Source organism: Nocardiopsis sp. iso_186 (genome assembly GCF_056173365.1).
The window spans coordinates 941066-965685 of record NZ_CM149670.1 but is presented as its reverse complement, the minus strand read 5'-3'; the positions used below and the strand labels follow the sequence as shown (position 1 = coordinate 965685).

Here is a 24620-nt window from a genome sequence, read left to right as displayed (position 1 = left end):
TGTCAGGCGTCCTTGCCCGGATCGGCGGGCGTCGCGGCGGACTCCTCGTGGACCCCCGGTGGTTTTTCTGCGCCCTGTTGGGCGGTGGCACGGGCGACCGCCTTGTCGATGGCCGCTCGCATCCGTTTCTTGCGCAGGCGTCTTTGGACGGCGAGCACTCCGAGGAGCAGGGCGGCAGCGGCGACGAGGACCCAGGGAACGGCCCACGTCAACGCCGAACGAACGACCGGCGTGGTGTCCGCCAGGTCGGTTGCCTGGGGAGCGGCCTTGGGGGTGGCGGTCACCTCTCCGGTGAGCAGGAAGACGGGGTAGAGGTCGGGGATGGTCTGGACGTACTCGTAGCTGGTCCCGGGCAGCATTTCCGGGATCTCCCCCTCGACGGCCTCCCCCAGTGCGATACCGAACGGCGCCTTGGCCTGGACCGCGCCGTCGGCTGCCAGCCGCAGGTTGCCGGCGTTGCGCACCTGGTAGCGGATGGTGGCTTCCCCAGCGGCGAAGGGGTTCCACCAGGTGTGGCCGTAGTCGACAAAGACCGCCTCGACCTGGAGTCCTGCGCGCACGGGGCCGTCGACCCGGAGGTAGACGCGCGCTGCGATGCGGCGGTCCACCTGGACGAGCTGTCCCTGGTCGTTGACGGCGTCCTGGGTGATGGAGGTGACGACGCCGGCCGCGTGGTCGCCGGGCTCGGCGTTGTCAGGCACCGTCATGGTGAAAGGCACCAACTCCGTCGCGCCGGGCTCGACGGTCAGGGTGGCGTCGTCGGAGGTGAACTCCAGCCAGGTCCCGGCCTCGTCGGGTTCCTGATCGGCTGCGTCGAGGGCGAAGGAGCCGTCAGGGGTGTTGAAGGCGTCCGCGCCGTAGACCGCGAAGGTCATCGGATCGGTGCCGTAGTTGGTGACCGCGGCCCAGTCCTCGATGACCTGGCCGGGGATGACGTCGTAGACGAAGTAGCTGCGTCCGGTTTCGCCGTCCTCGTTGGACGGGGCGACCGACCAGCGGAAGCTCTGGTCGTACTCCGGGCCCCGGGCCTCCCCGTTCGGGGAGGGCGACGGGCTGGGGAGGGGATCCGCGTCCGCGGGCGGGGCGATGGCGAGAAGGGCCAACGACAGGGAGCCGACCGCGCCGAGGCGTGCGTATCGGGTCGGGCGGTGGGCTGACACGGAACGAACTCCAGAAATAGGTTAGGCAAACCTAAAAGACAAAAGGGATAGTAGCTGGCCGGATGCCCGTCGGGTACCCCGGAGGGCGCGATGCGGCGCCTGCGCTCCGGTCAACTCAACGTCAGGGTGAGGACTCCGGCGTAGAAACCGGCGCCTGCTCCCGCCGGGACCCCGAGTTCCAGCCCCGCATCGCAGCCGAACAGCCCAGCGCTCGCCCCTTCCCGTCCCGCACACAGGGTCCGTGGAACCGCGAGCCCCTCCCCCGGCGGCAGGTGCGCCCCTGGGCGCACCTCGGAGGGCAGCGCTGTGGCCAGGTCGGAATCGAGCACGACCGCGCTGGGCGTCCAGCCGAGAAGGTCGGCGTCGATGACACCGCCGTCGCCGCTGCGAAAGTCACTCGACTGGCCGACCAGGCTCCATCCGGCATTGGTGCCGCGCAGGTCGGTGACGATGGCGGTGTTGAGCTCCCCCACGGCGCTCTGGTTCAGGGCAGTGCCGGGCAGCCCGCTGCGGTCCAGGTGCACGGGGGTTCCCGCGACCGACATGGTCAGGGGCCCGCGGGTGATCTGAGCGGTGATCAACTGGTCGGCTGTACCTGTCGCGGTTTCCCTGGGGGCCGGGCCGGAAACCGCGGGCGGTGCCTCTGCGGTTTCGGGATGCGCGGGTACAGCTGCCCCGCCCCCCTGCTCGCCGGGAAAGGGGTCGGGCCCGGCCCCCTCGGATCCGGGAGGCGGACTCGGGAGGGCCCCGGGGGTGGTCGCACTCTCGGGGGGCCGCCATGGCTCCGGGCTCGGAGGCGGGTCGCCCCCCACCACGAGCCGCACCCTGTCCGGCTCCTCCTCGACGCGGTAGACGACGCCCTCAGCGTCGATCAGGAAGACTCCCGCCTCGCTGGAGCGCATCGCGGCCGGGTCCAGTTCGGTGGGAAGTTCGTGGACCTCGGTGGAGTAGGCGGGGGCCGCGGCCTCCTCCGCCTCGGCTCCGACCACGACAGGCGCGGGCGGGCGGTAGACGACCAGCATCGCGGCAGGCTCGGCCGGGTGCACTGCATAGAGCGAACCGTCCGGCCCGACCGCGAAAAGATCGGGGACCCCGGTCAGCGGCGCCTCGGCCAACGGCACCAGGACCGAAGCGGCGCCATCGGGGTCGGCAGGGGGGTGGACGGCGAACAGTCCTTGGCGGGGATTGCCCTCCGCGGCCGGTTCGGACCGCGCTCCGGGCTCGGCGAACACCGGCTCCGGAAGGGAACCGGCCGTCTCCGGCAGGCGCAACAGGTACCCGGCACCGTCAACCGGGTGGAAGGCGTAACGATCCCCTTCGGCCGCCCCGACCCCCGGGAAGGGGGACCGGTCCTCGGCGTGGGCTGCCGGCAGCTGTCCGGCCAGTCCCAGTACCAGCGCGGTTCCCACCACCACAGAGGAGGCGTGCCGCCGGTGCGGGAGGCGAGAGAAGAACATGACCTGTGCCAATGGGTGCGGGTGACGGACGTGGGCAGCGGGCGCGAAGGGCGCTGCCCGAACGGCTTCGGGTCGCGGAGACGTTCGGGCAGCGCCGACTGCACGCAGGTGGATCAGCTGAGGGTGAGGGTGAGGGTGGCCGCATACGACCCGGGAGCCACATCAGCCGGAACACCCAACTCAAGCCCCGCACCAGCAGTGAACGTCCCAGCCGAAGAACCAGCAGGAGAACCCGCAAGCGTACGAGCAGAACCCAACCCCTGCCCCGGCAGCACAACCGCACCAGGCGCCACCCGACCAGGAACACCCAGACCGTCATCCACCACAGCAGCCGAAGGCGTCCACCCCAGATTGCTCGCCGCAATCGAACCGGTCGCACCAGCGAAGTCACTCACCTGACCAACCAGATTCCACCCCGCACCCGTCCCACGCAGATCCGACACGGTCGCCGTGTTCAACTCACCCGACGCCCTCTGGTTCAACCCCGCACCAGAAACCGCAGAACCCGTCAGAACAACCGTGTCCCCGGCAACCGACAACGTCAACGGACCACCGGCAACCTCGGCCACAATCTCCTGATCCGCACTCACCCCACCCGGAACCGGACCGGAACCCGGACCGCCGTTGACGGTCGCGGAGAAGCCGATCGGGTCGAGTGCCGTGCCCGCGGTGTAGAAGCCGGCGAAGGCGGGCGCCCCCTCTTCCGTCAGGGTGGCGGCAACGGGGGCCAGCGTGAGGGTGCCGCCGCTGAGCACGGGCGCACCGCCACCGAGGTCGAGGTCGGCGAGGTTGGTGTCGGGGAAGTCCTCGACCTCGCCGCTGGACAGCGACTTGCTGGTGAGGTCGGCGTAGAGGTCGCCCTGTCCACCGGAGATCTCGACACGGACGTTCTCGATGGCGAGCTGGAGCAGCCCGCCGTGGCCGTCGTAGGCGACCTTCCCACCGAAGGCGACCGTGGTGTCACCGGTGACGGAGTCGTAGGAGCCGGAGACGACCGGCCAGTTGTAGGTGCCGTCGGAGTTCTGGGTGACACCGTCGGTCAACGTGGTGGTGCCGTGGGCGATGGGGCCGTTGATGTAGTTGCGGAACGACAGCTTCACGCCCCAGTCGGCGTCGCCACCGGTGATGGCGGTGGATGCCGCAGACGCCGGAAGCGCGGTCGCGCCCACGGCAAGGCCCGCCGCGGCGAGGACCGCGACGGCCCCGCGCGTGATGCGGTGAGTGCCCAGGTTCATGTGTCTCCTCGGGTGGCTGCCCCGGCTCGGCGTACCAGCGGGGCAGGGGGATGGGGGTGGGCGCCGTTCTCGTCATGCGCCCCGGAGATGCGCTGGACGGGCTCGACAACGAAACCCGCAGGCAAGGAAAGGCTAACCTAACACCAGGAGATTGGGAAGTTTTCACGACACAACGTCGATAAATTTCCCGCTCCCGTTTCCACCGGCCCGGATCAGCTGAGGGTGAGGGTGAGGGTGGCCGCATACGACCCGGGAGCCACATCAGCCGGAACACCCAACTCAAGCCCCGCACCAGCAGTGAACGTCCCAGCCGAAGAACCAGCAGGAGAACCCGCAAGCGTACGAGCAGAACCCAACCCCTGCCCCGGCAGCACAACCGCACCAGGCGCCACCCGACCAGGAACACCCAGACCGTCATCCACCACAGCAGCCGAAGGCGTCCACCCCAGATTGCTCGCCGCAATCGAACCGGTCGCACCAGCGAAGTCACTCACCTGACCAACCAGATTCCACCCCGCACCCGTCCCACGCAGATCCGACACGGTCGCCGTGTTCAACTCACCCGACGCCCTCTGGTTCAACCCCGCACCAGAAACCGCAGAACCCGTCAGAACAACCGTGTCCCCGGCAACCGACAACGTCAACGGACCACCGGCAACCTCGGCCACAATCTCCTGATCCGCACTCACCCCACCCGGAACCGAGAAGGAAATGGGCACCCAGACGTCCTGCGCACGATTGTTGATGTCGGTGTGATCGTTGAAGACCGCCAGGTAGCACTGCTGGGCGATGCAGTCCACGGGATCGGCGCCACGCGGGGTGTACTGACCGGCGAGCGTGATGGCGACCTCGAAGCCGCCGTCCTCGTCCGCCCCACCCCGGAGCCACTGGGGATTGCCGTAACTGGAGGGATAGGAGTCCGCCGACTGGGGTTCGGCGGTCTGGGCGACATAGAAGCCCTGCCCCGGCGTGAAGCCGGTGCCGTGCACGATGACCTGCTGCCCCTGGGGGTCGAGGCCCACCGTCTGGGAGACGGTGAGGCCGGGGGCGGTGTCGGCGTGGGCCGAACCGGCGGCGAGGGCGAGGGGCGCGGCGAAGAGCGTGCTCGCTCCGATCACCGCTGCGAGCCGCATCGGGCCACGTTTGCGCTGCATAGGGTCCTCATCTCGGTGGGGGACGTATCCCGGGGAAGACAGGGTGGATTCGACCCGGGACAGAAGGCGCGGCCGGAAACGACACGGACGCCAAGTGAAGTGAGGCTAACCTTATTCCAAAATGGTCGATATATGCACCCTTTGACCGCCATTTGGCGACAACTTGTCACAAAAAATCGCCCGGCTACGGTCCGTCCCTGCTGGGCAGGGCGTGGACCGCAACCGGACGAGGCCGGGTCATGACAATGGCGCCTGGGGCCGGTACACCGGCTCACCGGGTACAGGGGGCCGGCGAGCGGGAACGGGCGCAGGGCCTTCGCTTCCGCTCGGTACGCCGCACAGCCCTCACGAGCCGCCGGGCTAGTCCCCCCCGACCGCCCAGGCACGAAGCTTGGCGATACGGCGGCGGACCTGATCGGGGGTGGCCTGGGCGATGGGCGGACCACCGCAGGCACGACGGAGTTCGGTGTGGATCGTGGAGTGCGGCTGCCCGGTGCGATGGTGCCACGCGCCGACCAGCCCGTTGAGCTCCTTGCGCAACTCGGCCATGACCTCGTGCGCCGGAGCCTCCTCGGGTTCGGGCTTGGGGGCCTTGATCCGACTGGTGTACTGCTCGGACTTGCGTTTGCGCAGCAGCTTGGCCACCTGGTCGGGCTCCAGCAGTCCGGGCAGTCCGAGGAAGTCCTCCTCCTCGGGCGAGTCGGGCGACCCGCCGCCGAACTCCCCGCCGTCGTAGAGCGCCCGATCGAACTCGGCGGCGGACTCCATGGTCTCGAAGGGAAGCTCGTCCCCCGCATCGGGGGTGTCGCGCTTCTTGCGCGCCTCGTCGATCAGGTCTTGTTCAGGATCGAACCCGTCCTCGTTCATAGGACGGTCCAGCGCGTGGTCGCGTTCGCGCTCCATCTCTCCGGCGTATTCCAGCAGCACCGGCACCGAGGGCAGGAACACCGAGGCGATCTCGCCCCGGCGGCGCACCCGCACGAAACGTCCGATCGCCTGGGCGAAGAACAGCGCCGTACTGGTGGAGGTGGCGTAGACGCCCACCATCAACCGGGGGACGTCCACCCCTTCCGACACCATTCGGACCGCGATCATCCACCGGTCGTCGGATGCGGCGAACTGGCTGATCTTCTTGCTGGCGGTGGGATCGTCGGAGAGGATGACAGTAGCGCCGCGCCCGGTGATCTGGCGCAGGATCCGCGCGTAGGCGCGCGCCGTCTCGTGATCGGTGGCGATGACCAGTCCGCCGGCGTCAGGGCTGTGCTTGCGGACTTCGCTGAGCCGACGGTCGGCCGCGGCCAGGACCTTCTTGATCCAGTCGCCCTTGGGGTCCAGCGCAGCGCGCCATGCCTGCGACAGCGCATCGGAGGTCAACGGTTCGCCGAGCCGGGCGGCCAACTCGTCGCCCGCCTTGGTCCGCCAGCGCATCTCACCGGAGTAGGCCATGAAGATGACCGGACGGACCACCCCGTCGGCCAGGGCCGGGGCATACCCGTAGCTGTAGTCCCAGGAGCAGCGGCGCACGCCGTTGTGATCCTGGACGTAGTCCACGAAGGGGATCGGATTGACGTCCGAGCGAAAGGGCGTGCCGGTCAAGGAGAGCCTGCGTGCCGCGGGGTCGAACGCCTCGCGCACGGCCTCACCCCAGGACAATGCGTCGCCGGCGTGGTGGACCTCGTCGAAGATGACCAGGGTGCGGCGCGCCTCGGTGCGGTTGCGGTGCAGCATCGGGTGCGCGGCGACCTGGGCGTACGTGATGGCCGCGCCGAGGAAGTGCTTGCCGAGCGGCCCCTGTCCGTTCTTGAACTCAGGGTCGATGGGGATGTTGAACCGGGCCGCGGCCTCCGCCCACTGCTTCTTGAGGTGCTCGGTGGGGCACACCACGGTGACCGAACGGACCACATGGCGGGCGAGCAGCTCACTGGCCAGCGTCAGCGCGAACGTGGTCTTTCCGGCGCCGGGGGTCGCCACTGCGAGGAAGTCCCTCGGGTCGCGCCGGAAGTACTCCGTGAACGCCTCCCGTTGCCAGGTGCGCAGGCCGCGCAGGCGATCGGTGCTGGTGGTCTCGACAAGCGTCATCGCACGAATCCTCGGGTATTCACTTGCTTGAGGGTATCCGGACCCGGCCCGTGAAGCGGCGAAGGCCGGGCGGCGTGCCCGGCCTTCGCCGCACTGCGATCCAGGTCACTGATCCGGGGGACCGTCCGGAGCCGGGGCACCGGCGCCCCCGTTGACGGTGACATCGTTGAACGGGAGATAGGGGTCGGCCCAGGGGAAGACCACGTACCACAGCAATGCCGCGACCCCCGCGACCAGCCCCAGGAAGATGAGGGCCTTCACGGGTCCGGGGCCGGGGAGAATGTGCCAGATCAAGCCGTACACGCGTGCCTCACCCCTCCTGCTGGTCGTCAGGGGCCATCTGGGCGATGTTGTCGGGCATGCCCTGGTCCTTGGATCGGGTGTCGGTGAGCTCGGCGTGCACGATCAACCGGTGGGAGTTCTGGAACTTGGGGTGGCAGGTGGTGAGGGTCAGGTACGCCTTCTCCGGATCGGTGGTGGCCTCGGGGTCGAAGGGGTCCGGCGCGGTGACCTCGACCGCGTCCGGCAGGACGATCTCGTTGGAGACGACCTTGTAGGTGTAGAAGTTGTCCTTGTCCTCCAAGACGATCTCGTCCCCGTCAACCAGTTGGTCGAGGTCCCAGAAGACGGCGGCGACTCGGTGGCCGGCGATGGAGTAGTTGCCGGGCTGCCCCGCACGCGCGGAGGGCACCGCGCCTTCGGGGGTCCAGGACCTGGGGTACCAACCGGGTCCGTACCTGATGTCGTCCGGCTCGACCCCGCTGACGACGACCCACGCCTGGTCGGTCTTGGGAATGTACATCCGACTGTTGGCCGACCCTGGCAGCGGTTCGGAGTCGGGGCCGACCTCCTCGGGCTGCTCCCACTGCTCGGCCATGGCCTGATCGAGTCGGCCCTGTTCGGCATCGGTCTGGAACTGCTTGCCCCAGATCTGGAACGCGGCGAAGAACAGCATGATCAGGCCCGCGGTGAACAGCAGCTCACCGATGGTGCGAACCGCGCCGCGCACGATGTCACCGCTGCTGCGGACCCGCCGTCTGGTCGGTGCGGCGCGGCGACGGCCGCCGGAGCTGCGCCGTCGCCGCCCACCGCGCCGTTCGGAAGTGGAAACCATATGTCCTACCCGTCAGGGGTCGCCCCGCGCCGGAGTTGGTTACCTCATGGGCACGACCAGCGGAACACCGGTGCGCGGATGCGACAGGATCTCGATCTCGTATGAGTAGACGTCGCTGAGCAATTCCGCGGTGAACACCTCCGCGGGAGGCCCAAATGCCGCGATTTCTCCACCGGAGAGTACCGCGACCTGATCAGCATAAGCAGCCGCGAGGGCTAAATCGTGGAGAACCACGACAACCGCGTCGCCGGCGCGTGCCCGGTCGCGCGCGATACGCAGCACCAACTCCTGGTGACGGATGTCGAGGGCGGCGGTCGGCTCGTCCAGCAACATCGTCTGGGCCTGCTGGGCGAGGACCCTGGCCAGCATGACCCGCGCGCGTTCTCCCCCGGACAGGGAGGGGAAGCGCCGCTGGGCGAACCGGGTGACGTCGGTCAGTTCCATCGCCTCGGCGACCACTCGGTCGTCGTCGCGGGCGGCAGCGGTGGTGGCCCAGGGGGCCCGCCCCATGTGCACCACGTCCACCACGGTGAACGGAAAGCTGACGGCGGAATGCTGTGGCAGGACGGCGCGGCGGAGTGCGAGCTCGGCCGGAGTCCATTCGGCCAACGGGCGTCCCTGGACCTCGATCGCTCCGGAGTCGGGGGCGACGTCGCCGGTGAGGACCGACAGCAGTGTGCTCTTTCCCGCCCCGTTGGGCCCTACCAACGCCAGCACCTCGCCCAGGCGGACGTCCAGGTGGACCCCGTCCAGAATTCGCTGTGTTCCGTAGGACTTGACCAGGTCGGTGCCGCGCAGGGCGGTCGCGCCCCGGCCGCCGCGTTCGGGGAGTTCCCCGCGGCGCAACCCTGACGCCGCGGCCAGCGACCGAAGCGATCTCGTGAGCGCGTTCACGCCCATCCCCCCTGTCGGGACCGGGTCCGGCGCAACAGCCAGAAGAAGAAGGGGCCGCCGATGAAAGCGGTGATGATGCCCAATGGGACTTCCTGGGGGGCCACAACGGTGCGCGCGACGAGGTCGGCGCTGACCAGGACCAGCGCCCCGCCGAGGACGCTTGCCGGAAGCAGGACCCGGTGCCCTGGCCCCACGATCATCCGGACCATGTGCGGCACGACCAGCCCCACGAAGTTGACGATCCCCGCGAAGGCGACGGCCGAGGAGGTGAGCAACGCGATGACCACGATCAGCGCGAGTCGCAACCGCTCCACGTCCACCCCCAGATGTCGGGCCGCGCTCTCGCCGAGGGCGAGGAGGTCGAGCCGACGGGCGAAGAACGGGGCCGCGACGATCCCGACGAGGGCGAAGGGCAGCGCCGCCAGCACCTTGGGCCAGGTCGCCGCTCCGACGCTGCCCATCTGCCAACTCGTGATGGAGCGCAGTTCGGCATCGGCGGAGAAAAAGGTGGCCGCCCCGATCACCGCGCCGGCGACGGCGTTGACCGCGATCCCGGTGAGCAGCAGGGTGACTACCTCTGCCCGGCCGCTCGCGCGGGAGAGGGCGTAGACCATCATCGTGGTCGCCATGCCCATGACGAACGCTGCGCCGATGACCGTCCAGTAGCCGAGGACGGAGACCCCCAGGGCGATGACGATGACCGCGCCGACCGCGGCACCGGAGGAGACGCCGATGACACCGGGCTCGGCCAGCGGGTTGCCGAAGACGCCCTGCATCATCGCGCCGGCCAGGGCCAGCGTGGAGCCCACGATCATGGCGAGGACGACACGGGGGAACCGCACGTTCCACAGGACCTGTTCGCCGACGGTGTCGGGGACAGGTCCTGCTTCGATTCCCAGGCGGTGCAGGATGGAGCCGATGATCTCCATCGGCGCAACGGAGTAGGCACCGATCCCTGCTGCCAGCAGTGACATGACGACCAGTGCCACGGCGAGGAGAAGGATAAGGAGCCCTCCGCGCACGGCGGCCGCACGACGGGCGTGCGCGCCCTCGCGCGCGGCACGCGGAGCGCCCTCTGACGGTGGGGCGGTGCTGCCCCGGTCGGTGAGGGTCACGCGCCCTCCCCCTCGTACAGGGCGGCCAGGTCGTCGCCCATCGCCTTGAGCACCTGGGGGGTTCGGGGGCCGAAGCTGAGGAGAAGGCCGTCCTCGTAGTCGATGACGCGCCGGTTCCGGCCGGCCGGGGTCTGGGCGATACCAGGGATCTCGACGATGCCGTCGAGGCCGCCCACGGAGTCGAGGCCCTTGCTCATCACGAGGATCACGTCGGGCTGGGCGGCGATCAGCGCCTCGGTGGTGATGGGGCTGAACGCCTTGTCCAGGCCCGACTCGGTGCCGGCGTCCTTCGCGCCCAGTTCCGCCAGCAGTGCGTCCGCACCCGATCCGGGGCCGCCCAGCAGATAGACACCGGCGCTGCCGCGCAGGTAGAGGAAGGCGATCGTACGACCGCTCGCGGCGTCGGGAACGGATTCGCGGACGTCGGCCATCTGCTGCTGGGTGCGCTCGACGAGCTGCTCCCCGCGTTCGGGGACTCCCAGGAGTTCGGCGATCTGATTGATGCGGGGGTACATCTCGTCCAGGGACCACACCTGGTTGACGATGACCACCGTTACACCGCTGGCGCGCAGTTGCTGCACTGTCTCGTAGGGGCCGGTCCAGGTGTCGGCGAGGATGAGCGTGGGTTCCAGGGCGAGCACTCCCTCGGCTGAGACCTCGTGCCCCTGGGAGACGACCGGGAGATCGGCGGCCTCGTCGAAGGTGGCGGTGACGTCGCGGCCCACGACGTTGTCGCCCAGGCCCAAGGTGTAGACGACCTCGGCTATGGCACCGGTCAGCGGCAGGATGCGGCTGACGTCGGCGACTTCGACCTTCTCGTAGGAGTCCTCGGTGTCGCTGGTGCGGTACTCCACCGGGACGATCGAGTTGACGGTGACGGGAAGTCGGGGCTCCGCGGCCCCCTCCAGTGGCTGAAGGCGGTTCTCCGCGAGGTCGGGTATGACTTCGGAGGCCGACGGTCCTGGTGCCGCGCACCCGGCGAGCAGCAGGGCGGGAGCGAGCACAGCGGCAGTGAGGACTCGGGGTCCGCGACAAACGGCCCGGGGCGGGACAAGATCGCGTAGAGACATGAAAAGCCTGTTCCAGGGAGTGCGGACGGCAGGACGGTGGCGCGACCGATCCCCAGCGGCCTCACGGCGCCAATGATTATGACAACACGTCGTCAAATCGTTGACAATGAGGGACGGCAATGATGCACTACCGAACAGAAGAGCTTAGGTTAGGCTAAGCACATTGAAGTCAGGCTAGCCTAACGCCCCCCGAACAACCAGCAGTGGACAGCTACGCCATTCGATGCCCTTTTCATCCGCATATACCGGTATTGCCGGCGGGCCTCCTGGCCATCGATCGCCGCCGCCCCCGTCCGGCACCGCGCTCCTGTTCGCAACGCGGTTCGCAGAAGGTCAACTCCCATGACGCAGACAGAGTTCCCGCTCACGGCCGTGCGCACGGCCGTGGCAGCGCTGCTCGCGGCAGCAGCCGTATCGACGGCTTCTCCCTCCCTCGCAGCGGACGGAACCGACGGGCCGTCCCTCACCGTGTCCGCGACAGAGGACCTCTCGGCGGACGGCGCGACCGTGACCGTCACCGGTTCGGGGTTCGACACGTCGCGCGGAATCTACGTCGCGCTGTGTGACATCTCCGGCTCGGAGAGCGGAAGCACCACGCCTCCGACCCCGTGTATCGGCGGGGTGGACATGGAGGGCGCCAGCGGCTCCTCCGCATGGATCTCCTCCAACCCCCCGCCCTACGGCGAAGGACTGGCCACCCCCTACGACGGCACCGGCGCCGACGGCGGTTTCACCATCCAGCTCACCCTGCGCGCCAAGGACGAGTTCACCGACTGCCTCGCCGACGGCGTGCAATGCGCCGTCATCAGCCGCAACGACCACACCCGCACCAGCGACCGCGGCCAGGACGTCTTCGTCCCCGTCACCTTCACCGACGACGCGGGTCGGTCAACCGGTCCTGCGGAGCCCGCCGATACCGCGCCCCCCGCACCAGCGGAGGAAACAGGCTCCTCCGTCCCCACAGCGGCGCTGGTCGGGGGGTTTGCCGTGTTGGTCGGCGCCACCGTCGCCGTACTCGCCGCCCTGCTGCGCCGACGCTCCCGCCGCTGACATCTCCCCACCCAGTAGAAAGTCCGAACGTGATGACCCGACCCTTCGCACCCGGCGGGCCTGCCCGCCCGGGCCGCCGCGCAGCGGTGCTGCTGGCCGGCGGGCTCCTGCCCGCGCTGGCGGGCCTGTGCCTCATCGGAGCCCCGGCAGCATTTGCGCTGGACACCACGCCCGGGGCACCTTCCTCACAGCCCGGCACCGCCCCCGTGGTGACCCGGGCCGACAAGACGTCCGGGCTGGATCCCGAAGGCGAAGCGGTCACCGTGACCGGAACGGGCTACGCCCCGGGAAGCATCGCGACGGTGGCGACCTGGGCAGTGGACAACGCAGCGGAACTGTCCGACGAGGCCAACACGGTGACCGCAGCGGTCACCGAGAACGGCTCGTTCAGCACCACGATCACAGTGGGCACCGAGTTCGCCGACACGGCCGGACTGGTACCGGCAACCACACGGTTCGAGCTGCGCTCCGCGACGGCAGCCGCAACGGACCCAGGGCACCGGTCCCTCTCGACCGCCACGGCTACTGCCTCCGCAGAACCGCTCGTGCAGCTCAGCAGGCTGCCCCTGACCTTCGCCGCTCCTCAGGCAGTCGTCGCCCGACCGCAGACCGGTGCGGGGGCCGCACCGCAGAACGCCGCTCCGGCCGATGTGAGCAGCGGGTCCGGGTCGGCGAAACTGACCGTGTCGAAGACGTCGGGGCTGAACCCCGAAGGCGAGTCCGTGACGGTGACCGGTTCGGGTTACGACACCGCCAAGGGTATCTACGTGGCCTTCTGCGACACCGCGAACGCCGGGGCCTCTTCCCCGCCCAGTCCGTGCGTGGGCGGGGTGGACATGGAGGGCGCCAGCGGCTCCTCCGCATGGATCTCCTCCAACCCCCCGCCCTACGGCGAAGGACTGGCCACCCCCTACGACGGCACCGGCGCCGACGGCGGTTTCACCATCCAGCTCACCCTGCGCGCCAAGGACGAGTTCACCGACTGCCTCGCCGACGGCGTGCAATGCGCCGTCATCAGCCGCAACGACCACACCCGCACCAGCGACCGCGGCCAGGACGTCTTCGTCCCCGTCACCTTCACCGGCCAGGACGGCGGTGGTGGAACGGGCGGCGGTACGGGCGGCGGGAACGACGGTGCCGGTGCGAACGCGACGCCTCCCGCCGGTGGTTCCTCGGCCGGTGGTTCCTCGGCCGGTGGTTCCGGGGCCGGTGGTTCCTCGGCCGGTGGTTCCGGGGCGGGCGGCGGAACCCTGGCCAAGACCGGCCTGGACCTGCTTCCCTTCGCGCTTGGAGCGACCGCACTGGTGGGCGCCGGACTCGCAGCGATGATCCGTTTCCGCCGCGGCGCAACCGCAGCGGGCTGACCCCGCCCCTTGCCGTCCCGTGCCCGGTGCCCCCGCCAGAAACTTTTCGGCGTGCGCACCGGGCACGTCCCTCCCCCGAAAGGTCGCACCCGCTATGGACCGGCCCCGGCCTCACCAGCCCTGGCCGATGCCTCGGCCGTCACCGGGGGCAACGGCACGTGCGGGGTGAAGGAGTCCTTTCGCAGTTACATCAGCGGCCCCATCGCCAAGGATGAAAGCACGCCCACCGGCGGGGCGACGCGCGCCACCGACGGCACCTTCGTGTTCCCGGTGCTCTCCGGCGAGCACGATGTCGCCACCGGCGACACCACCGTCTCGTTCGGCGGCGGGGTCCTCTTCCAGGGGCACGACCACGGTGGGGGCGCGCCCCTGTTGCAGCTGACGCTGCGCGAACCGCGGGTGGAGATCGTCGGCACCACCGGGACGCTGTCGGCGGACGTGGTGAGCAAGGCCCTGGACGCGGGAGAACTCGTTGACTACCCCGACGTCACTCCGGCCGCGTTGGACCTGTCCGGGACCACTGCCCGGTAGGACGACACCACCAGCAGCGTGACCTGGACGGACGTTCCGGCCACGCTTACCCCCGAAGGGGTCCCGGCCTTCGCGGACTTCTACGCGGTCGGCGACCCTCTCGGCCCGGTCACCATCCAGGTGTCGGGCGACGGCCCGGACGAGGACGGGGGCAGCACCGGCGATGGCTCCTCAGGTGCAGCGGGCGGGGACGGCGCACAAGCGTCCGGCAGCGGCACCAACGTCAGCGGCGCGCTGCCCTCGACCGGGCGGGACCTGGCCCCGTTGACGCTGGGCGCGCTCGCGCTGCTCGGTGCGGGCGCGGCGGCCATCGTGCATGCGCGCCGTGAACGCACTGCCTGAACGCGAACCGGTACGCGGACGGGGTGGGCACCTGATGGTGCCCACCCCCGTTAGCGCGTCATCTCCTCGTAGATCTTCTTGCACTCGGGGCAGACCGGGAACTTCTTGGGATCACGGTTGGGCACCCACACTTTGCCGCAGAGCGCGATCACCGGTGCGCCGGTGACGGCGCTCTCGGTGATCTTGTCCTTCTGCACGTAATGGGCAAACCGTTCCCGGTCGCCGTCATCATGCGAAATATCCGGACGCGTCTCGCTGTCCGGAAGCACCTTGTTCACAACATCCATGGTCATTGTGCCCTCGCACCTCCTCGATCAGCATCCACGGTATCCGGGGGACGGCCCCGATCAGTTCAGCGTCGGGTCCTCGGGGAAGGTCGATACCAAGGCGAGATCCCCGCCCTGACGACGCAGTACCCGCGACCACAGGCCCTCTGGGCTGCTGCTGAACACGTCGTCCGCGGTAGCGGGAAGGACGTACCAGGCGCCCGCTTCGATCTCCGCGGCGAGCTGCCCCACTCCCCATCCCGCATACCCGGCGAAGACGCGAAGCCTGCGCAGTGCGTCGCCGAGGATCTGCGGCGGGGTCTCCAGGTTGACGGTTCCGATACCGGTGGGCCAGACGGCGGTGTCCATGTCGTTCAGCGACCGCCAGCCGGGCGGGCCGGCCGCAGTGGGCACCGCCAGTGCGACCCCGGCCTCGGCGCCGACCGGCCCTCCGGAGAACATCACCGCCGGCTCGCTGGCGTATCCGTCCCAGCCGGTGAGGACCTCACCGACCCCGAGTTCCAGCGGCCGGTTGACGATCACCCCGAGGGACCCTTCGACCGTGTCGTCGTCGATGACGAAGACGACGGCACGGCGAAAGCTCGGGTCGGCCAGCAGCGGACTGGCGACGAGCAGGACCCCGGTCAGGCTCGGCAACTCCATGCCAGACCTCTTACCCACTGGAGCGGGTTAACCGCGGCGCGGACGACCGGGCGGGCGCGCCGCGGCGGTGGTCACCCTTCTTGAAGTGCGACGTCACGCACTGCGGTGGCCACGCGCTGGGAGAGGCCGGCGTGGAAGACGCTGGGGATGATGTAGTGCGGCCCGAGCTCGTCGTCGGTCACCACCTCGGAGAGCGCGTTGGCGGCGGCCACCATCATGTCGGAATTCACCGTGTGGCTCTGGGCGTCCAGCAGGCCGCGGAAGACCCCCGGGAAGACCAGGACGTTGTTGATCTGGTTGGGGTAGTCGCTACGGCCGGTGGCCACGACCGCGGCGTGGAGGTGCGCGATCTCGGGGTTGACCTCCGGGTCGGGGTTGGCCAGCGCGAAGATGATCGAGTCCTCGTTCATCTCGGCGATGTCGTCACCGTCGAGCAGGTTGGGGGCCGAGACACCGATGAACACGTCGGCCCCGCGCACCGCGCCCTTGAGGTCGCCGACGTAGCCCGCCGGATTGGTGTTGGCCGCGATCCACTCCAGGTTGGGGTCGAGGTTGCCGCGGCCGGAATGCACGGCACCGTGGACGTCGCAGACGATGACGTCCTTGGCCCCGGCGTGCATCAGGAGTTTGAGGATGGCGGTACCGGCGGCTCCGGCACCCGACATGGCGATGCGGACCTCGGAGAGGTCCTTGTTCACCACGCGCAGCGCGTTCTTCAGCGCGGCGAGCACGACGATCGCGGTGCCGTGCTGGTCGTCGTGGAAGACCGGGATGTCGAGCAGCTCGCGCAGGCGGGCCTCGACCTCGAAGCAACGGGGGGCGGAGATGTCCTCCAGGTTGATGCCGCCGAAGCCGGGGGCGATGATCTGGACGGTGCGCACGATCTCGTCCACGTCCTGGGTGTCCAGGGCGATCGGCCAGGCGTCGATGTCGGCGAACCGTTTGAACAGGGCGGCCTTGCCCTCCATGACGGGCATGGAGGCCTCCGGGCCGATGTTGCCCAGGCCCAGGACGGCGGAACCGTCGGTGACCACCGCGACGCTGTTGCGCTTGATCGTCAGACGGCGGGCATCCTCCCGGTTGGCGGCGATCGCGGAGGACACGCGTGCCACGCCCGGGGTGTAGGCCATCGAGAGCTCGTCGCGGTTGCGCAACGGCACCTTGGACTTCATCTCGATCTTGCCGCCGAGGTGCATCAGGAAGGTGCGGTCGCTGACCTTGTGGACGGTGACGCCCTCGATCGAACCGAGCGCGTCAACGATGGCTTGCGCGTGATCGGTGTCGCGGGCCGCGCACGTGACGTCGATACGCAGACGCTCGTGGCCCGCGGAGTTCACATCGAGCGCAGTGACGACTCCCCCCACGTGCTCGACCGCGTTGGTGAGGCTGCTCACGGCACTGCCGTGTCCGTCGAGCTCCAGCCGGACCGTAATCGAGTAGGAAACACTGGGAAGGGTGGCCACGTAAAGCTCCTCGTTTTCACGGATTGACCGCGCATGGACAGGCGTCATCGCCATCGTGTCACCGGCCCCGCCCGGCCCGCGCGCCGTCCGATGGCAACGGGGCACGGCGGAACCGCCGCTGACATCCCGTTGTCGCCGGATTACAAATGATTCCAGGCGCTGTGAAGAAGTGTGCGTGTTTCACCCGGGTGAAAATCACCACAACATTGCGGACCGACCGCGATCAGTTGGGGCGAGCACGCTCCCGCGCCAGGCGCTCGATGATATCGACACAGGTCGAGTGGTTGACGAGGGTGGTGTCCAGGAGCAGGTGGTAGAACTTCGGGTCGGTGGCGTCCGCCCGGTAGAAACGGCGCACGTACGCGGCCCTCGCCCGGTCGTTGGCGTCGAGTTCACGCGAGGACGGCGGCCGCCAGTCGTCGGCCTCCTCTGCTCCGCGCATAAGGGACTCGGCGCAGCCGGACTCGCTCATTTCGACCGCGCGCCGCAGCCTGCGGTCTTTGGGACCGTCGAGCCGCACGTGCAGGGCGCCGGGATGGTCGGCGAGCACGATCGCGGCCGCCCGCCCCAAAATGACGCCGCCGTTCTCCCCGACCTTGGCGATGACCCGCTCGGTGTGCTCGACGAACTCCTGGTCGTAGAGCAGACGGCCGTCCGCGTCGGTGGCACCGATGAAGGTGGCGTCGATACTGCCGAGGGTGACACTGGGCAACCGCGCCGCGCTGGCCAGGAGGCGGTCCAGCCCGGTAGGCGCACGGTCATCGTGCTCGAGGGCGTCCTCCAGGGAACAACCGATCTGCTGGGCGACACGGCCGGGGATGGCGCGGTCGAGGAAGGGGACACCGAGTCTGGCCGCCACTGCGGGGCCGATCAGACTGCCGCCCGCGCCGTAGGTCGCTGAGATCGTCACGACGTGCGCCATCCGGCCCTCCCCGGCTCTTTTCGCTCCCTACCCCAGGGTCTACCCCCGTGCCGCGCGAATTAGCCGAAAATCCGCGAGTGCAAAGCGGCACGGAGGTATCTCCGGGGTCGGCGGCGACCTAGAACAGCGCGGCGGTCAGCGCACGCCGGGCCTTGGCGACACGGGGGTCACCCGCGGGCAGAACCTCGAAAAGGCCCAACAGGTGGCGGCGGGCGGCGTCGCGGTCGTCGCCAGCGGTGCGACGCACGGTGTCCACGAGACGCTGGAAGGCGTCGTCGAACTTTCCGCCGTACATGTCGATGTCGGCGACCTTGCACTGGGCGTCCACGTTGCCGGGGTCGTCGGCGGCGGCCGTGCGCACCGCACCGGCGTCGAGGTCCTGGAGTCGGGCGACCAGACGCACCTGGGCCAGACCGAGCCGGTGCTCCTCGTTGCCGGGGTTGGCCTCCACCGCCTTGGCGTAGACGGCTTCGGCGCCGGCGTAGTCACCGTTGTGGACGGCGGCGGCAGCCTCGGCGCGCACGGGGTCCTGATCGGGCTGCTGCTCGGCGGGCACTTCGTTCCCGTCCCCGGCCTCGCCGACGCCGGCGTAGTCCTCGGGCAGGACACCCTGTTGGCGCAATGCTGCGAAGACCTGGGTGAGCAGATCGCGCAGCTGCTCCTCGTTGGCCGCGCCGGCAGCGATCGGCTGGATCTGGCCACCGATGGTGAGGTAGATGGCGGGGACGCCCTGGGCGCGCAGTGCCTGGGCGAGCTGGGGACTCGCCTCCGCGTTGACCTTGCCCAGCAGCCACTGGCCGCCGGCCTCGACGGCCAGCTTGTCCAGGGACTGCTCCACCTGCTTTGCCTCGCCCGACCAGGACGCCAACAGGACCAGGACCACGGGAACCTGGAGAGAGCGTTCCAGAATGTCACTCTGGAAGTTCTCCTCGGTGACATCGATCGCATAGGGGTTGGCGGTACCCGAGGCGGTCTCGGCCTGCCGCTTGGCCTCGCGCTCCAGGGCTGCCTTACGCGCCCCTAGGTTGACCGCACTGTTCATGGAGAAATCCGAAGGCTGCATGCCTTCCATCCTGCCGTATGCCGTGTGGACACGGTGAACCGTGCTGCGTCGGGGTCGGAAATCGGCCCGTTGTCCACCGCCCGGGCCGGCGAATGGGCAGACCTGGACAAATACCAGATATGCCGGTTGACATGACACGACCCGCCGGGTGCTCCACCGACGCGCGGAACGGTCCCGCCCCGGGCGCTGTGCCGGGACTCACGCCTCGGCGGGAAAGTCCCCGAAGCCGACCCTCAGGTCCTTGAACAGGCGGTGGATGTGCCGGAGATCGTCGTCGGAGTAGCAGTCCAGGCCGAAGTCCATCGCCAGGAGGTCACGGGTGGCATGCTCGACGACCTCTCTGCCCGGGTCGGTGATCTCGGCGAGGGTGCCGCGGCCGTCGCTGGGGTTGGGCTTGCGCCGCACGAACCCCTGGCGCTCCAGACGGTCGATGGTGTTGGTGACGCTGGTCGGGTGGACCATGAGACGCTCGCCGATCTTGCCCAGCGGCAGCGCGCCCGAGGAGCTGAAGGTGAGCAGCACGAGGGCCTCGTAGCGGGCGAACGTCAGCTCGTAGGGCTTGAGCGTGGCGTCCAGTTGGCCGATCAGGATCTGCTGTGCCCGCATGATCGACGTGACCGCGGCCATCGCCGGGGACGCGCCCCACCGACCGGTCCAGTTGTCGTGCGCGCGCTCGATTGGGTCGAAGGGAAGATTCAGCGGGTTACCCACCCGTCCACTCTATCGATATCCAGCAGGCCGCCGCGGAAGCATCATCACGTCAAGCCCTGACGGTGGCCGGATCCGGCCACGCGGTTGATGTCGGTCACACATCGCCGGGAAATCCCAGCTCGCATACCCGTACCAGCAACAGCCGCACCGACGGCCGGGCCCGGCCAGGAACGAATGGCCCGCGCTGGAATATTGACCCCTTCTGAAATTATTAGTTAAGTTTCCTAAAAATTGGTCGCCGATGGTCGGGGCGCAGTTTTCTCCTGGCCACCGCCGGGGTCGGGGACGTACGCGGTTCGCGGCTCCGACCGACCACGACACTCGCACTCCGCTTTAGATCGACCCTCCGGTCCATCACGCGCACCGTCCGATCCGGCAGGCCGCCCGCGGGCACCGCCCGCGAAATTCCTGCCAATCCCCCGCACCTGCTCATGAAGTGGGAGACGCACAACCGTGAGAACCACCAACAGACGGGGCTGGCTGGCTGCCTGCGCCACCGGTCTTCTTCTCGCCTCCACCGCAGTGGTCGCGCCCCCCGCCCTTGCGGCGACCGGCGTCACCGTCGTCTACAGCGAGGGCTCCCACTGGGGGTCCGGTTACAGCGGCCAGTTCACCATCAACAACTCCGGCGCCACCGCGCTCAGCGACTGGAACATCGCGATCACACTCCCCTCCGGAGTGAGCATCAGCAGCCTCTGGAACGCGCAGATGGCCCGGTCGGGCGCCACCTACACACTGACCCCTCCCGCTTGGGGTGCCAGCGTGCCGGCGGGCGGCAGCTACAGCATCGGCTTCAACGGAGTCGGCGGGAGCAGCGGCGCGACCCAGCCGACCGGCTGCACCGTCAACGGCGACCCCTGCGACGGGACTCCCGGCACCCCCGACTCCGAGGCGCCCAGCAAGCCCGGGGGCCTCACCTCGTCCAACGTGACCTCCTCCGGAGCCACGCTGAGCTGGACGGCGGCGACCGACAACGTCGGGGTGACCGGATACGAGATCATCAACGCCGAGGGCAACGTGGTGCGCAACGTCGTGGGCACCACGACCAGTGCGACCGTGGGCGGCCTCACGCCCGACACCTCCTACGCGTTCCGGGTACGCGCCTACGATGCGGCCGGCAACAAGTCCGAGGCCAGCTCGGAGATCTCGGTGCGCACGCTGGCGGGTACCACCAACCCGCCCGACCCGTCCGCGGGCGACCGGCGCGTGGGCTACTTCACCCAGTGGGGTATCTACGACCGCGGCTACCTCGTCAACAACATGGACGACAGCGGCACCGCCGAGAAGCTGACCCACATCAACTACGCGTTCGCCAACATCAGCCCCAACGGCGAGTGCTTCATCGTCAACCAGGCCGGACAGGGCGACGCCTGGGCGGACTACGGGCGCTCCTTCACCGCGGCCCAGAGCGTCAACGGCCAGGCCGACTCCTGGGACCAGGACCTGCGAGGCAACTTCAACCAACTGCGCCAACTCAAGGAGAAGCACCCCGACCTGAGGGTGAACATCTCCATCGGCGGCTGGAGCTGGTCCAAGAACTTCTCCGACGCCGTTCTGACCCCCCAGTCGCGCGAGCGCCTGGTGGACTCCTGCATCGACCTGTACCTGCGCGGCAATCTGCCGGTCTTCGACGGCGCCGGTGGCCCGGGCTCCGGTGCGGGAGTGTTCGACGGCATCGACCTGGACTGGGAGTGGCCGGCCTCCGCCGGCTACGAGGAGAACGTCTTCCGCCCCGAGGACAAGCAGAACTTCACCGCCGTGGTGAAGCTCTTCCGCGAGAAGCTGGACGCACTGGGCGCCGAGAACGGGCGCGAATACGAGCTGAGCTCGTTCATGCCGGCCGACCCCGAGAAGGTCGGGGTCGGCTACGAGGTCCCCCAGATCATGGAGGACTTCGACTTCATCACGCTCCAGGGGTACGACTACGTCGGGGCATGGCAGAACAGCACCAACCACCAGTCCAACATCACCGCGGTTGCCGACAACCCCGACGAGAACATCTACAGCAGCGAGATCGCGCTGGACGCCTGGACCTCGCGCGGCGCCGACCCGGCCGACATCGTGTTGGGCGTGCCCTTCTACGGTCGTGGCTGGACCGGTGTGGCCCCCGGCCCCAACGGCGACGGACTCTTCCAAACCGCCAGCGGGCCGGCCCCCGGTCCTTATGAGGCGGGGATCGAGGACTTCAAGAACCTGAAGAACCTCTCCGGCTACACGCTGCACCGCGATGCGGGAACAGCGTGGCTGTACAACGGCACCACCTGGTGGCAGTTCGACGACGCCGTCTCCATGACGGAGAAGGTCAACTGGGCCCGGGCCGAGGGACTGGGCGGGGTCATGATCTGGTCCCTGGACGGCGACGACTCCAACGGAACCCTGATCACCGCCATCGACACGGCCCTGGGCAGCTAGCGATGTAACAGCCGTCGATGCTGCTCCCGGGAGGACCAGGGCGAAGGCCCCGCGAAAGCGGGGCCTTCGTCGTTCCCGCGATTTTCGTGTGCCCGGCAGGCAACGAGGGCCGCGGACAGCGGTCACCGGAGGGGGAAGGGCCCGCGATTACCCGGAGCAGATTTGCCGCGACACTCTGTTGACCCTCCCGGAGTAATTAGTTAAGTTTCTTAATAGAAAGTGTCGCCCCGATGCCCCCGCATCCGGGAAGCGGCACACGGACCTTTTCCCGGGTGCGGCATCCGCCCCCGGTTTCCCAGGGCGGCGGACCCGGTGCGGCGGGTCCGCCGCCCTCTTTTCGCTGCGGGAGCACAACCGTCCGACCGGCGTCAGGGCGCGGGCACGGAGAACAGCAGGGCGTCGCCCTGACCGCCTCCCCCGCACAACGCTGCCGCTCCCAGGCCGCCACCCCTGCGGCGCAATTCGTGCACCAGGTGCAGCGCTATCCGCGCCCCCGACGCGCCGATGGGGTGCCCCAGGGCGATCGCCCCGCCGTTGACGTTGACGATGTCCTCGGAGATGTCGAGGTCGCGCACCGACTGCACGGCGACACTGGCGAACGCCTCGTTGATCTCGACCAGGTCGAGATCGGTCACCACTCGGCCCGCCTTTGCCAGCGCGTGCCTGATCGCATTGGCGGGTTGGGACTGCAGCGAGTTGTCGGGCCCCGCGACGTTGCCGTGCGCGCCGATCTCAGCGAGGATCTCGCATCCCAGTTCCTCGGCCCTGGACCGACTCATCACCACGACCGCGCAGGCGCCGTCGGAGATCTGGGATGACGAACCCGCGGTGATGGTGCCCTCGGCGTCGAAGGCCGGACGCAACCGGGCGAGGGACTCCCGGGTGGTGTCCGCACGCACCCCCTCGTCGGTGTCAACGACCACCGGGGCACCCTTGCGCTGGGGAATCTCCACCGGGACGATCTCGTCCTTGAACAGTCCGGCCGCGATCGCGGCGGCGGCGCGCTGGTGGGAACGCGCGGCGAAGGCGTCCTGCTCGGGACGGCCGATCCCCAGACGGGCGTTGTGGCGCTCGGTGGACAGGCCCATGGGCTCGTCGTCGAAGGCGTCGGTGAGTCCGTCGTGCGCGGTGGCGTCCAGCACCTCGATGGAACCGTACTTGTAGCCCTGACGCGCCTTGGGCAACAGGTGTGGAGCGTTGGTCATCGACTCCATTCCGCCGGCGACCACCACGTCGAACTCGCCCGCGGCGATGAGCTGGTCGGCAAGCGCGATGGCGTCCAGGCCAGACAGGCAGACCTTGTTGATGGTCAGGGAGGGCACGCTCATGGGGACCCCTGCCTTGACCGCCGCCTGGCGGGAGGGAATCTGCCCCTGCCCGGCCTGGAGGACCTGGCCGAACACGACGTAGTCCACCTGGTCCCCCGCGACCCCGGCGCGCTCCAGCGCAGCCCTGATCGCGGTGGCCCCGAGGTCCACTGCCGCGAGGCCCGAGAGCGATCCGAGCAGCTTCCCGATCGGTGTGCGCGCGCCGCTGACGATGACGGATCCAGGCATTGCACAGCCCTCCATGTGTTGGTCTCCACCTGGTCTGACACCATACATAGACGCGGTTCCACTACTTTCCCGGGAGGTTGGACCCCATGCTCACCCGCATCGACCACGTCGGTATCGCCTGTCACGATCTGGCGGCCACGACGGCTTTCTACCGGGACACCTTCGGGTTCGAGGTGGCCCACGAAGAGGTCAACGAGGAGCAGGGGGTGCGCGAGGTGATGCTCCGGGTCAACGGCACCGACGACGGCGAAGCGAGTTACCTGCAACTGCTGGAACCGACCCGTGACGACTCGCCAGTAGCCAAGTTCCTCGCCCGAAACGGCGAAGGGGTGCATCACATCGCCTTCGGGACCTCGGACGTGGCAGGCACGGCGGGGGCGATCGGCGGGCACGGCGTGCGGGTGCTCGACGCCCAGCCGCGCGCCGGGTCGATGGGATCCCGGATCGCTTTCCTGCACCCGAAGGACTGCGGCGGTGTCCTGACCGAGATCGTCCAGGCGTCCGATCGGCGCTGAGCACCGTTCACCTCCGGTGGGCGGTGCCGGCTTCCACCGCCCGCGCACGGACGGGGCAGGCCCGCTACGACGGCTTCCGTCGCACCGCACGGCTCCACGCGTCAGCAGCCGAAGGGCTCTCCCCAACCGGCCTCCTCGGTTCCGGACAGCCATAATTGCCAAATATGTAATGGAACCGTCATCTTTCACGTCCCCCCACGTCTGGCAGGCGCAGAGGGGATGAAAACCTGAGTTCTGTACCCAAACCCTCTACCGACTGCACGGTAGCTTGATAAAGTCTGCTAGCCGCCAAGGTCTCTTGGTGCGTCCCCTAGCCCCCGCCGATTCACGCTTTCGGATCGAGTTGGCCGCGAATCAGGTCATCGCCTTCGTATACGGCAGCCCGTATCAATGAAGTGAACTCGACCACGCGATTTCTCGTCGCGGAGTACGCTCCCAGGGAGCAACCGCCGGATTGAGGCGTGATCATCGTGGCCTCAGCCGG

21 protein-coding genes and 1 pseudogene are annotated in these 24620 nt (G+C 68.9%); 5 read left to right on the top strand and 17 right to left on the bottom strand.

The window, feature by feature from the left end; genetic code table 11:
* Positions 1-2: 2 nt before the first annotated feature.
* The 10 genes from AC0VYP_RS04330 to AC0VYP_RS04285 form a co-directional block, all read right to left on the bottom strand.
* Positions 3-1160 (bottom strand): WxL protein peptidoglycan domain-containing protein, encoded by a 1158-nt coding sequence (locus tag AC0VYP_RS04330; protein ID WP_475472607.1) that lies wholly within the window; start codon positions 1158-1160, stop codon positions 3-5.
* Positions 1161-1270: 110 nt separating this feature from the next.
* Entirely contained in the window at positions 1271-2617 is a 1347-nt protein-coding gene (locus AC0VYP_RS04325; RefSeq protein WP_285761966.1) for a WxL domain-containing protein, read from the bottom strand.
* Positions 2618-2730: 113 nt separating this feature from the next.
* Positions 2731-3852 carry an HtaA domain-containing protein gene (locus AC0VYP_RS04320; protein ID WP_475472605.1) on the bottom strand — a complete coding sequence of 374 codons (1122 nt, stop codon included), beginning with the start codon at positions 3850-3852 and terminating at the stop codon, positions 2731-2733.
* Positions 3853-4064: 212 nt separating this feature from the next.
* Complete coding sequence (locus AC0VYP_RS04315; protein WP_285761964.1) at positions 4065-5006, bottom strand: WxL domain-containing protein; 942 nt, start codon at positions 5004-5006, stop codon at positions 4065-4067.
* Positions 5007-5366: 360 nt separating this feature from the next.
* The gene (locus AC0VYP_RS04310) at positions 5367-7085 is read right to left on the bottom strand and encodes a DEAD/DEAH box helicase (protein ID WP_285761963.1); all 1719 of its coding nucleotides are present in this window, start codon (positions 7083-7085) and stop codon (positions 5367-5369) included.
* A 105-nt stretch (positions 7086-7190) separates the two neighbouring features.
* A complete protein-coding gene (locus tag AC0VYP_RS04305; RefSeq protein ID WP_475472603.1) occupies positions 7191-7388 on the bottom strand; it encodes a hypothetical protein in 198 nt (65 codons plus the stop codon).
* 7 nt (positions 7389-7395) lie between these two features.
* On the bottom strand, positions 7396-8199 hold the full coding sequence (locus AC0VYP_RS04300; protein WP_285761961.1) for a class E sortase: 804 nt from the start codon (positions 8197-8199) through the stop codon (positions 7396-7398).
* A gap of 39 nt (positions 8200-8238) precedes the next feature.
* A complete protein-coding gene (locus AC0VYP_RS04295; RefSeq protein WP_432707530.1) occupies positions 8239-9099 on the bottom strand; it encodes a heme ABC transporter ATP-binding protein in 861 nt (286 codons plus the stop codon).
* Complete coding sequence (locus AC0VYP_RS04290) at positions 9090-10208, bottom strand: FecCD family ABC transporter permease (RefSeq protein ID WP_432707529.1); 1119 nt, start codon at positions 10206-10208, stop codon at positions 9090-9092. Before AC0VYP_RS04290 ends, AC0VYP_RS04295 begins: the two co-directional genes overlap by 10 nt.
* Positions 10205-11212, bottom strand: coding sequence for a heme/hemin ABC transporter substrate-binding protein (locus AC0VYP_RS04285; RefSeq protein ID WP_475472600.1), 1008 nt, complete (start codon positions 11210-11212; stop codon positions 10205-10207). Before AC0VYP_RS04285 ends, AC0VYP_RS04290 begins: the two co-directional genes overlap by 4 nt.
* Before the next feature lie 408 nt (positions 11213-11620).
* Between AC0VYP_RS04285 and AC0VYP_RS04280 the strand changes: the two genes are divergently transcribed.
* The 3 genes and pseudogenes from AC0VYP_RS04280 to AC0VYP_RS04270 all read left to right on the top strand — a co-directional run bounded on the left by AC0VYP_RS04280 (position 11621) and on the right by AC0VYP_RS04270 (position 14565).
* The gene (locus AC0VYP_RS04280; RefSeq protein ID WP_475472598.1) at positions 11621-12328 is read left to right on the top strand and encodes a hypothetical protein; all 708 of its coding nucleotides are present in this window, start codon (positions 11621-11623) and stop codon (positions 12326-12328) included.
* A gap of 32 nt (positions 12329-12360) precedes the next feature.
* A complete protein-coding gene (locus AC0VYP_RS04275) occupies positions 12361-13692 on the top strand; it encodes a cell wall protein (protein WP_475472596.1) in 1332 nt (443 codons plus the stop codon).
* A 51-nt stretch (positions 13693-13743) separates the two neighbouring features.
* Positions 13744-14565 (top strand): annotated as a pseudogene (locus AC0VYP_RS04270) (HtaA domain-containing protein).
* 50 nt (positions 14566-14615) lie between these two features.
* Here the strand turns inward: AC0VYP_RS04270 and AC0VYP_RS04265 are convergent.
* The 6 genes from AC0VYP_RS04265 to AC0VYP_RS04240 form a co-directional block, all read right to left on the bottom strand.
* Complete coding sequence (locus tag AC0VYP_RS04265; RefSeq protein ID WP_285761957.1) at positions 14616-14858, bottom strand: DUF3039 domain-containing protein; 243 nt, start codon at positions 14856-14858, stop codon at positions 14616-14618.
* Between the two features lie 54 nt (positions 14859-14912).
* Positions 14913-15494, bottom strand: coding sequence for a YqgE/AlgH family protein (locus tag AC0VYP_RS04260; RefSeq protein WP_475472594.1), 582 nt, complete (start codon positions 15492-15494; stop codon positions 14913-14915).
* Between the two features lie 71 nt (positions 15495-15565).
* Positions 15566-16957, bottom strand: coding sequence for an NAD-dependent malic enzyme (locus AC0VYP_RS04255; protein WP_475472593.1), 1392 nt, complete (start codon positions 16955-16957; stop codon positions 15566-15568).
* Positions 16958-17180: 223 nt separating this feature from the next.
* Positions 17181-17879 (bottom strand): cytidylate kinase-like family protein, encoded by a 699-nt coding sequence (locus AC0VYP_RS04250; protein ID WP_475472592.1) that lies wholly within the window; start codon positions 17877-17879, stop codon positions 17181-17183.
* Between the two features lie 118 nt (positions 17880-17997).
* Entirely contained in the window at positions 17998-18942 is a 945-nt protein-coding gene (locus tag AC0VYP_RS04245) for a co-chaperone YbbN (protein ID WP_475472591.1), read from the bottom strand.
* Between the two features lie 198 nt (positions 18943-19140).
* Positions 19141-19653 carry a MarR family winged helix-turn-helix transcriptional regulator gene (locus tag AC0VYP_RS04240; RefSeq protein ID WP_285761951.1) on the bottom strand — a complete coding sequence of 171 codons (513 nt, stop codon included), beginning with the start codon at positions 19651-19653 and terminating at the stop codon, positions 19141-19143.
* A 453-nt stretch (positions 19654-20106) separates the two neighbouring features.
* Between AC0VYP_RS04240 and AC0VYP_RS04235 the strand changes: the two genes are divergently transcribed.
* Positions 20107-22065, top strand: a complete 1959-nt coding sequence (locus AC0VYP_RS04235; protein ID WP_475472589.1) for a glycosyl hydrolase family 18 protein — start codon at positions 20107-20109, stop codon at positions 22063-22065.
* 368 nt (positions 22066-22433) lie between these two features.
* On the opposite strand, the gene AC0VYP_RS04230 is transcribed toward AC0VYP_RS04235, so the two are convergent.
* Positions 22434-23621, bottom strand: a complete 1188-nt coding sequence (locus AC0VYP_RS04230) for an acetyl-CoA C-acetyltransferase (RefSeq protein ID WP_285761950.1) — start codon at positions 23619-23621, stop codon at positions 22434-22436.
* 86 nt (positions 23622-23707) lie between these two features.
* Between AC0VYP_RS04230 and mce the strand changes: the two genes are divergently transcribed.
* Positions 23708-24136 (top strand): methylmalonyl-CoA epimerase, encoded by a 429-nt coding sequence (mce, locus tag AC0VYP_RS04225; protein WP_285761949.1) that lies wholly within the window; start codon positions 23708-23710, stop codon positions 24134-24136.
* Positions 24137-24620: the final 484 nt, after the last annotated feature.

What these genes read in the sequence shown, in the direction of transcription:
- AC0VYP_RS04260 (WP_475472594.1), bottom strand. Translation starts at nt 15,494, where the DNA reads ATGGAGTTGCCGAGCCTGACCGGGGTCCTGCTCGTCGCCAGTCCGCTG.
- AC0VYP_RS04265 (WP_285761957.1), bottom strand. Translation starts at nt 14,858, where the DNA reads ATGACCATGGATGTTGTGAACAAGGTGCTTCCGGACAGCGAGACGCGT.
- AC0VYP_RS04325 (WP_285761966.1), bottom strand. Translation starts at nt 2,617, where the DNA reads ATGTTCTTCTCTCGCCTCCCGCACCGGCGGCACGCCTCCTCTGTGGTG.
- mce (WP_285761949.1), top strand. Translation starts at nt 23,708, where the DNA reads ATGCTCACCCGCATCGACCACGTCGGTATCGCCTGTCACGATCTGGCG.
- AC0VYP_RS04280 (WP_475472598.1), top strand. Translation starts at nt 11,621, where the DNA reads ATGACGCAGACAGAGTTCCCGCTCACGGCCGTGCGCACGGCCGTGGCA.
- AC0VYP_RS04275 (WP_475472596.1), top strand. Translation starts at nt 12,361, where the DNA reads ATGACCCGACCCTTCGCACCCGGCGGGCCTGCCCGCCCGGGCCGCCGC.
- AC0VYP_RS04320 (WP_475472605.1), bottom strand. Translation starts at nt 3,852, where the DNA reads ATGAACCTGGGCACTCACCGCATCACGCGCGGGGCCGTCGCGGTCCTC.
- AC0VYP_RS04250 (WP_475472592.1), bottom strand. Translation starts at nt 17,879, where the DNA reads ATGGCGCACGTCGTGACGATCTCAGCGACCTACGGCGCGGGCGGCAGT.
- AC0VYP_RS04310 (WP_285761963.1), bottom strand. Translation starts at nt 7,085, where the DNA reads ATGACGCTTGTCGAGACCACCAGCACCGATCGCCTGCGCGGCCTGCGC.
- AC0VYP_RS04295 (WP_432707530.1), bottom strand. Translation starts at nt 9,099, where the DNA reads ATGGGCGTGAACGCGCTCACGAGATCGCTTCGGTCGCTGGCCGCGGCG.
- AC0VYP_RS04230 (WP_285761950.1), bottom strand. Translation starts at nt 23,621, where the DNA reads ATGCCTGGATCCGTCATCGTCAGCGGCGCGCGCACACCGATCGGGAAG.
- AC0VYP_RS04300 (WP_285761961.1), bottom strand. Translation starts at nt 8,199, where the DNA reads ATGGTTTCCACTTCCGAACGGCGCGGTGGGCGGCGACGGCGCAGCTCC.
- AC0VYP_RS04315 (WP_285761964.1), bottom strand. Translation starts at nt 5,006, where the DNA reads ATGCAGCGCAAACGTGGCCCGATGCGGCTCGCAGCGGTGATCGGAGCG.
- AC0VYP_RS04245 (WP_475472591.1), bottom strand. Translation starts at nt 18,942, where the DNA reads ATGCAGCCTTCGGATTTCTCCATGAACAGTGCGGTCAACCTAGGGGCG.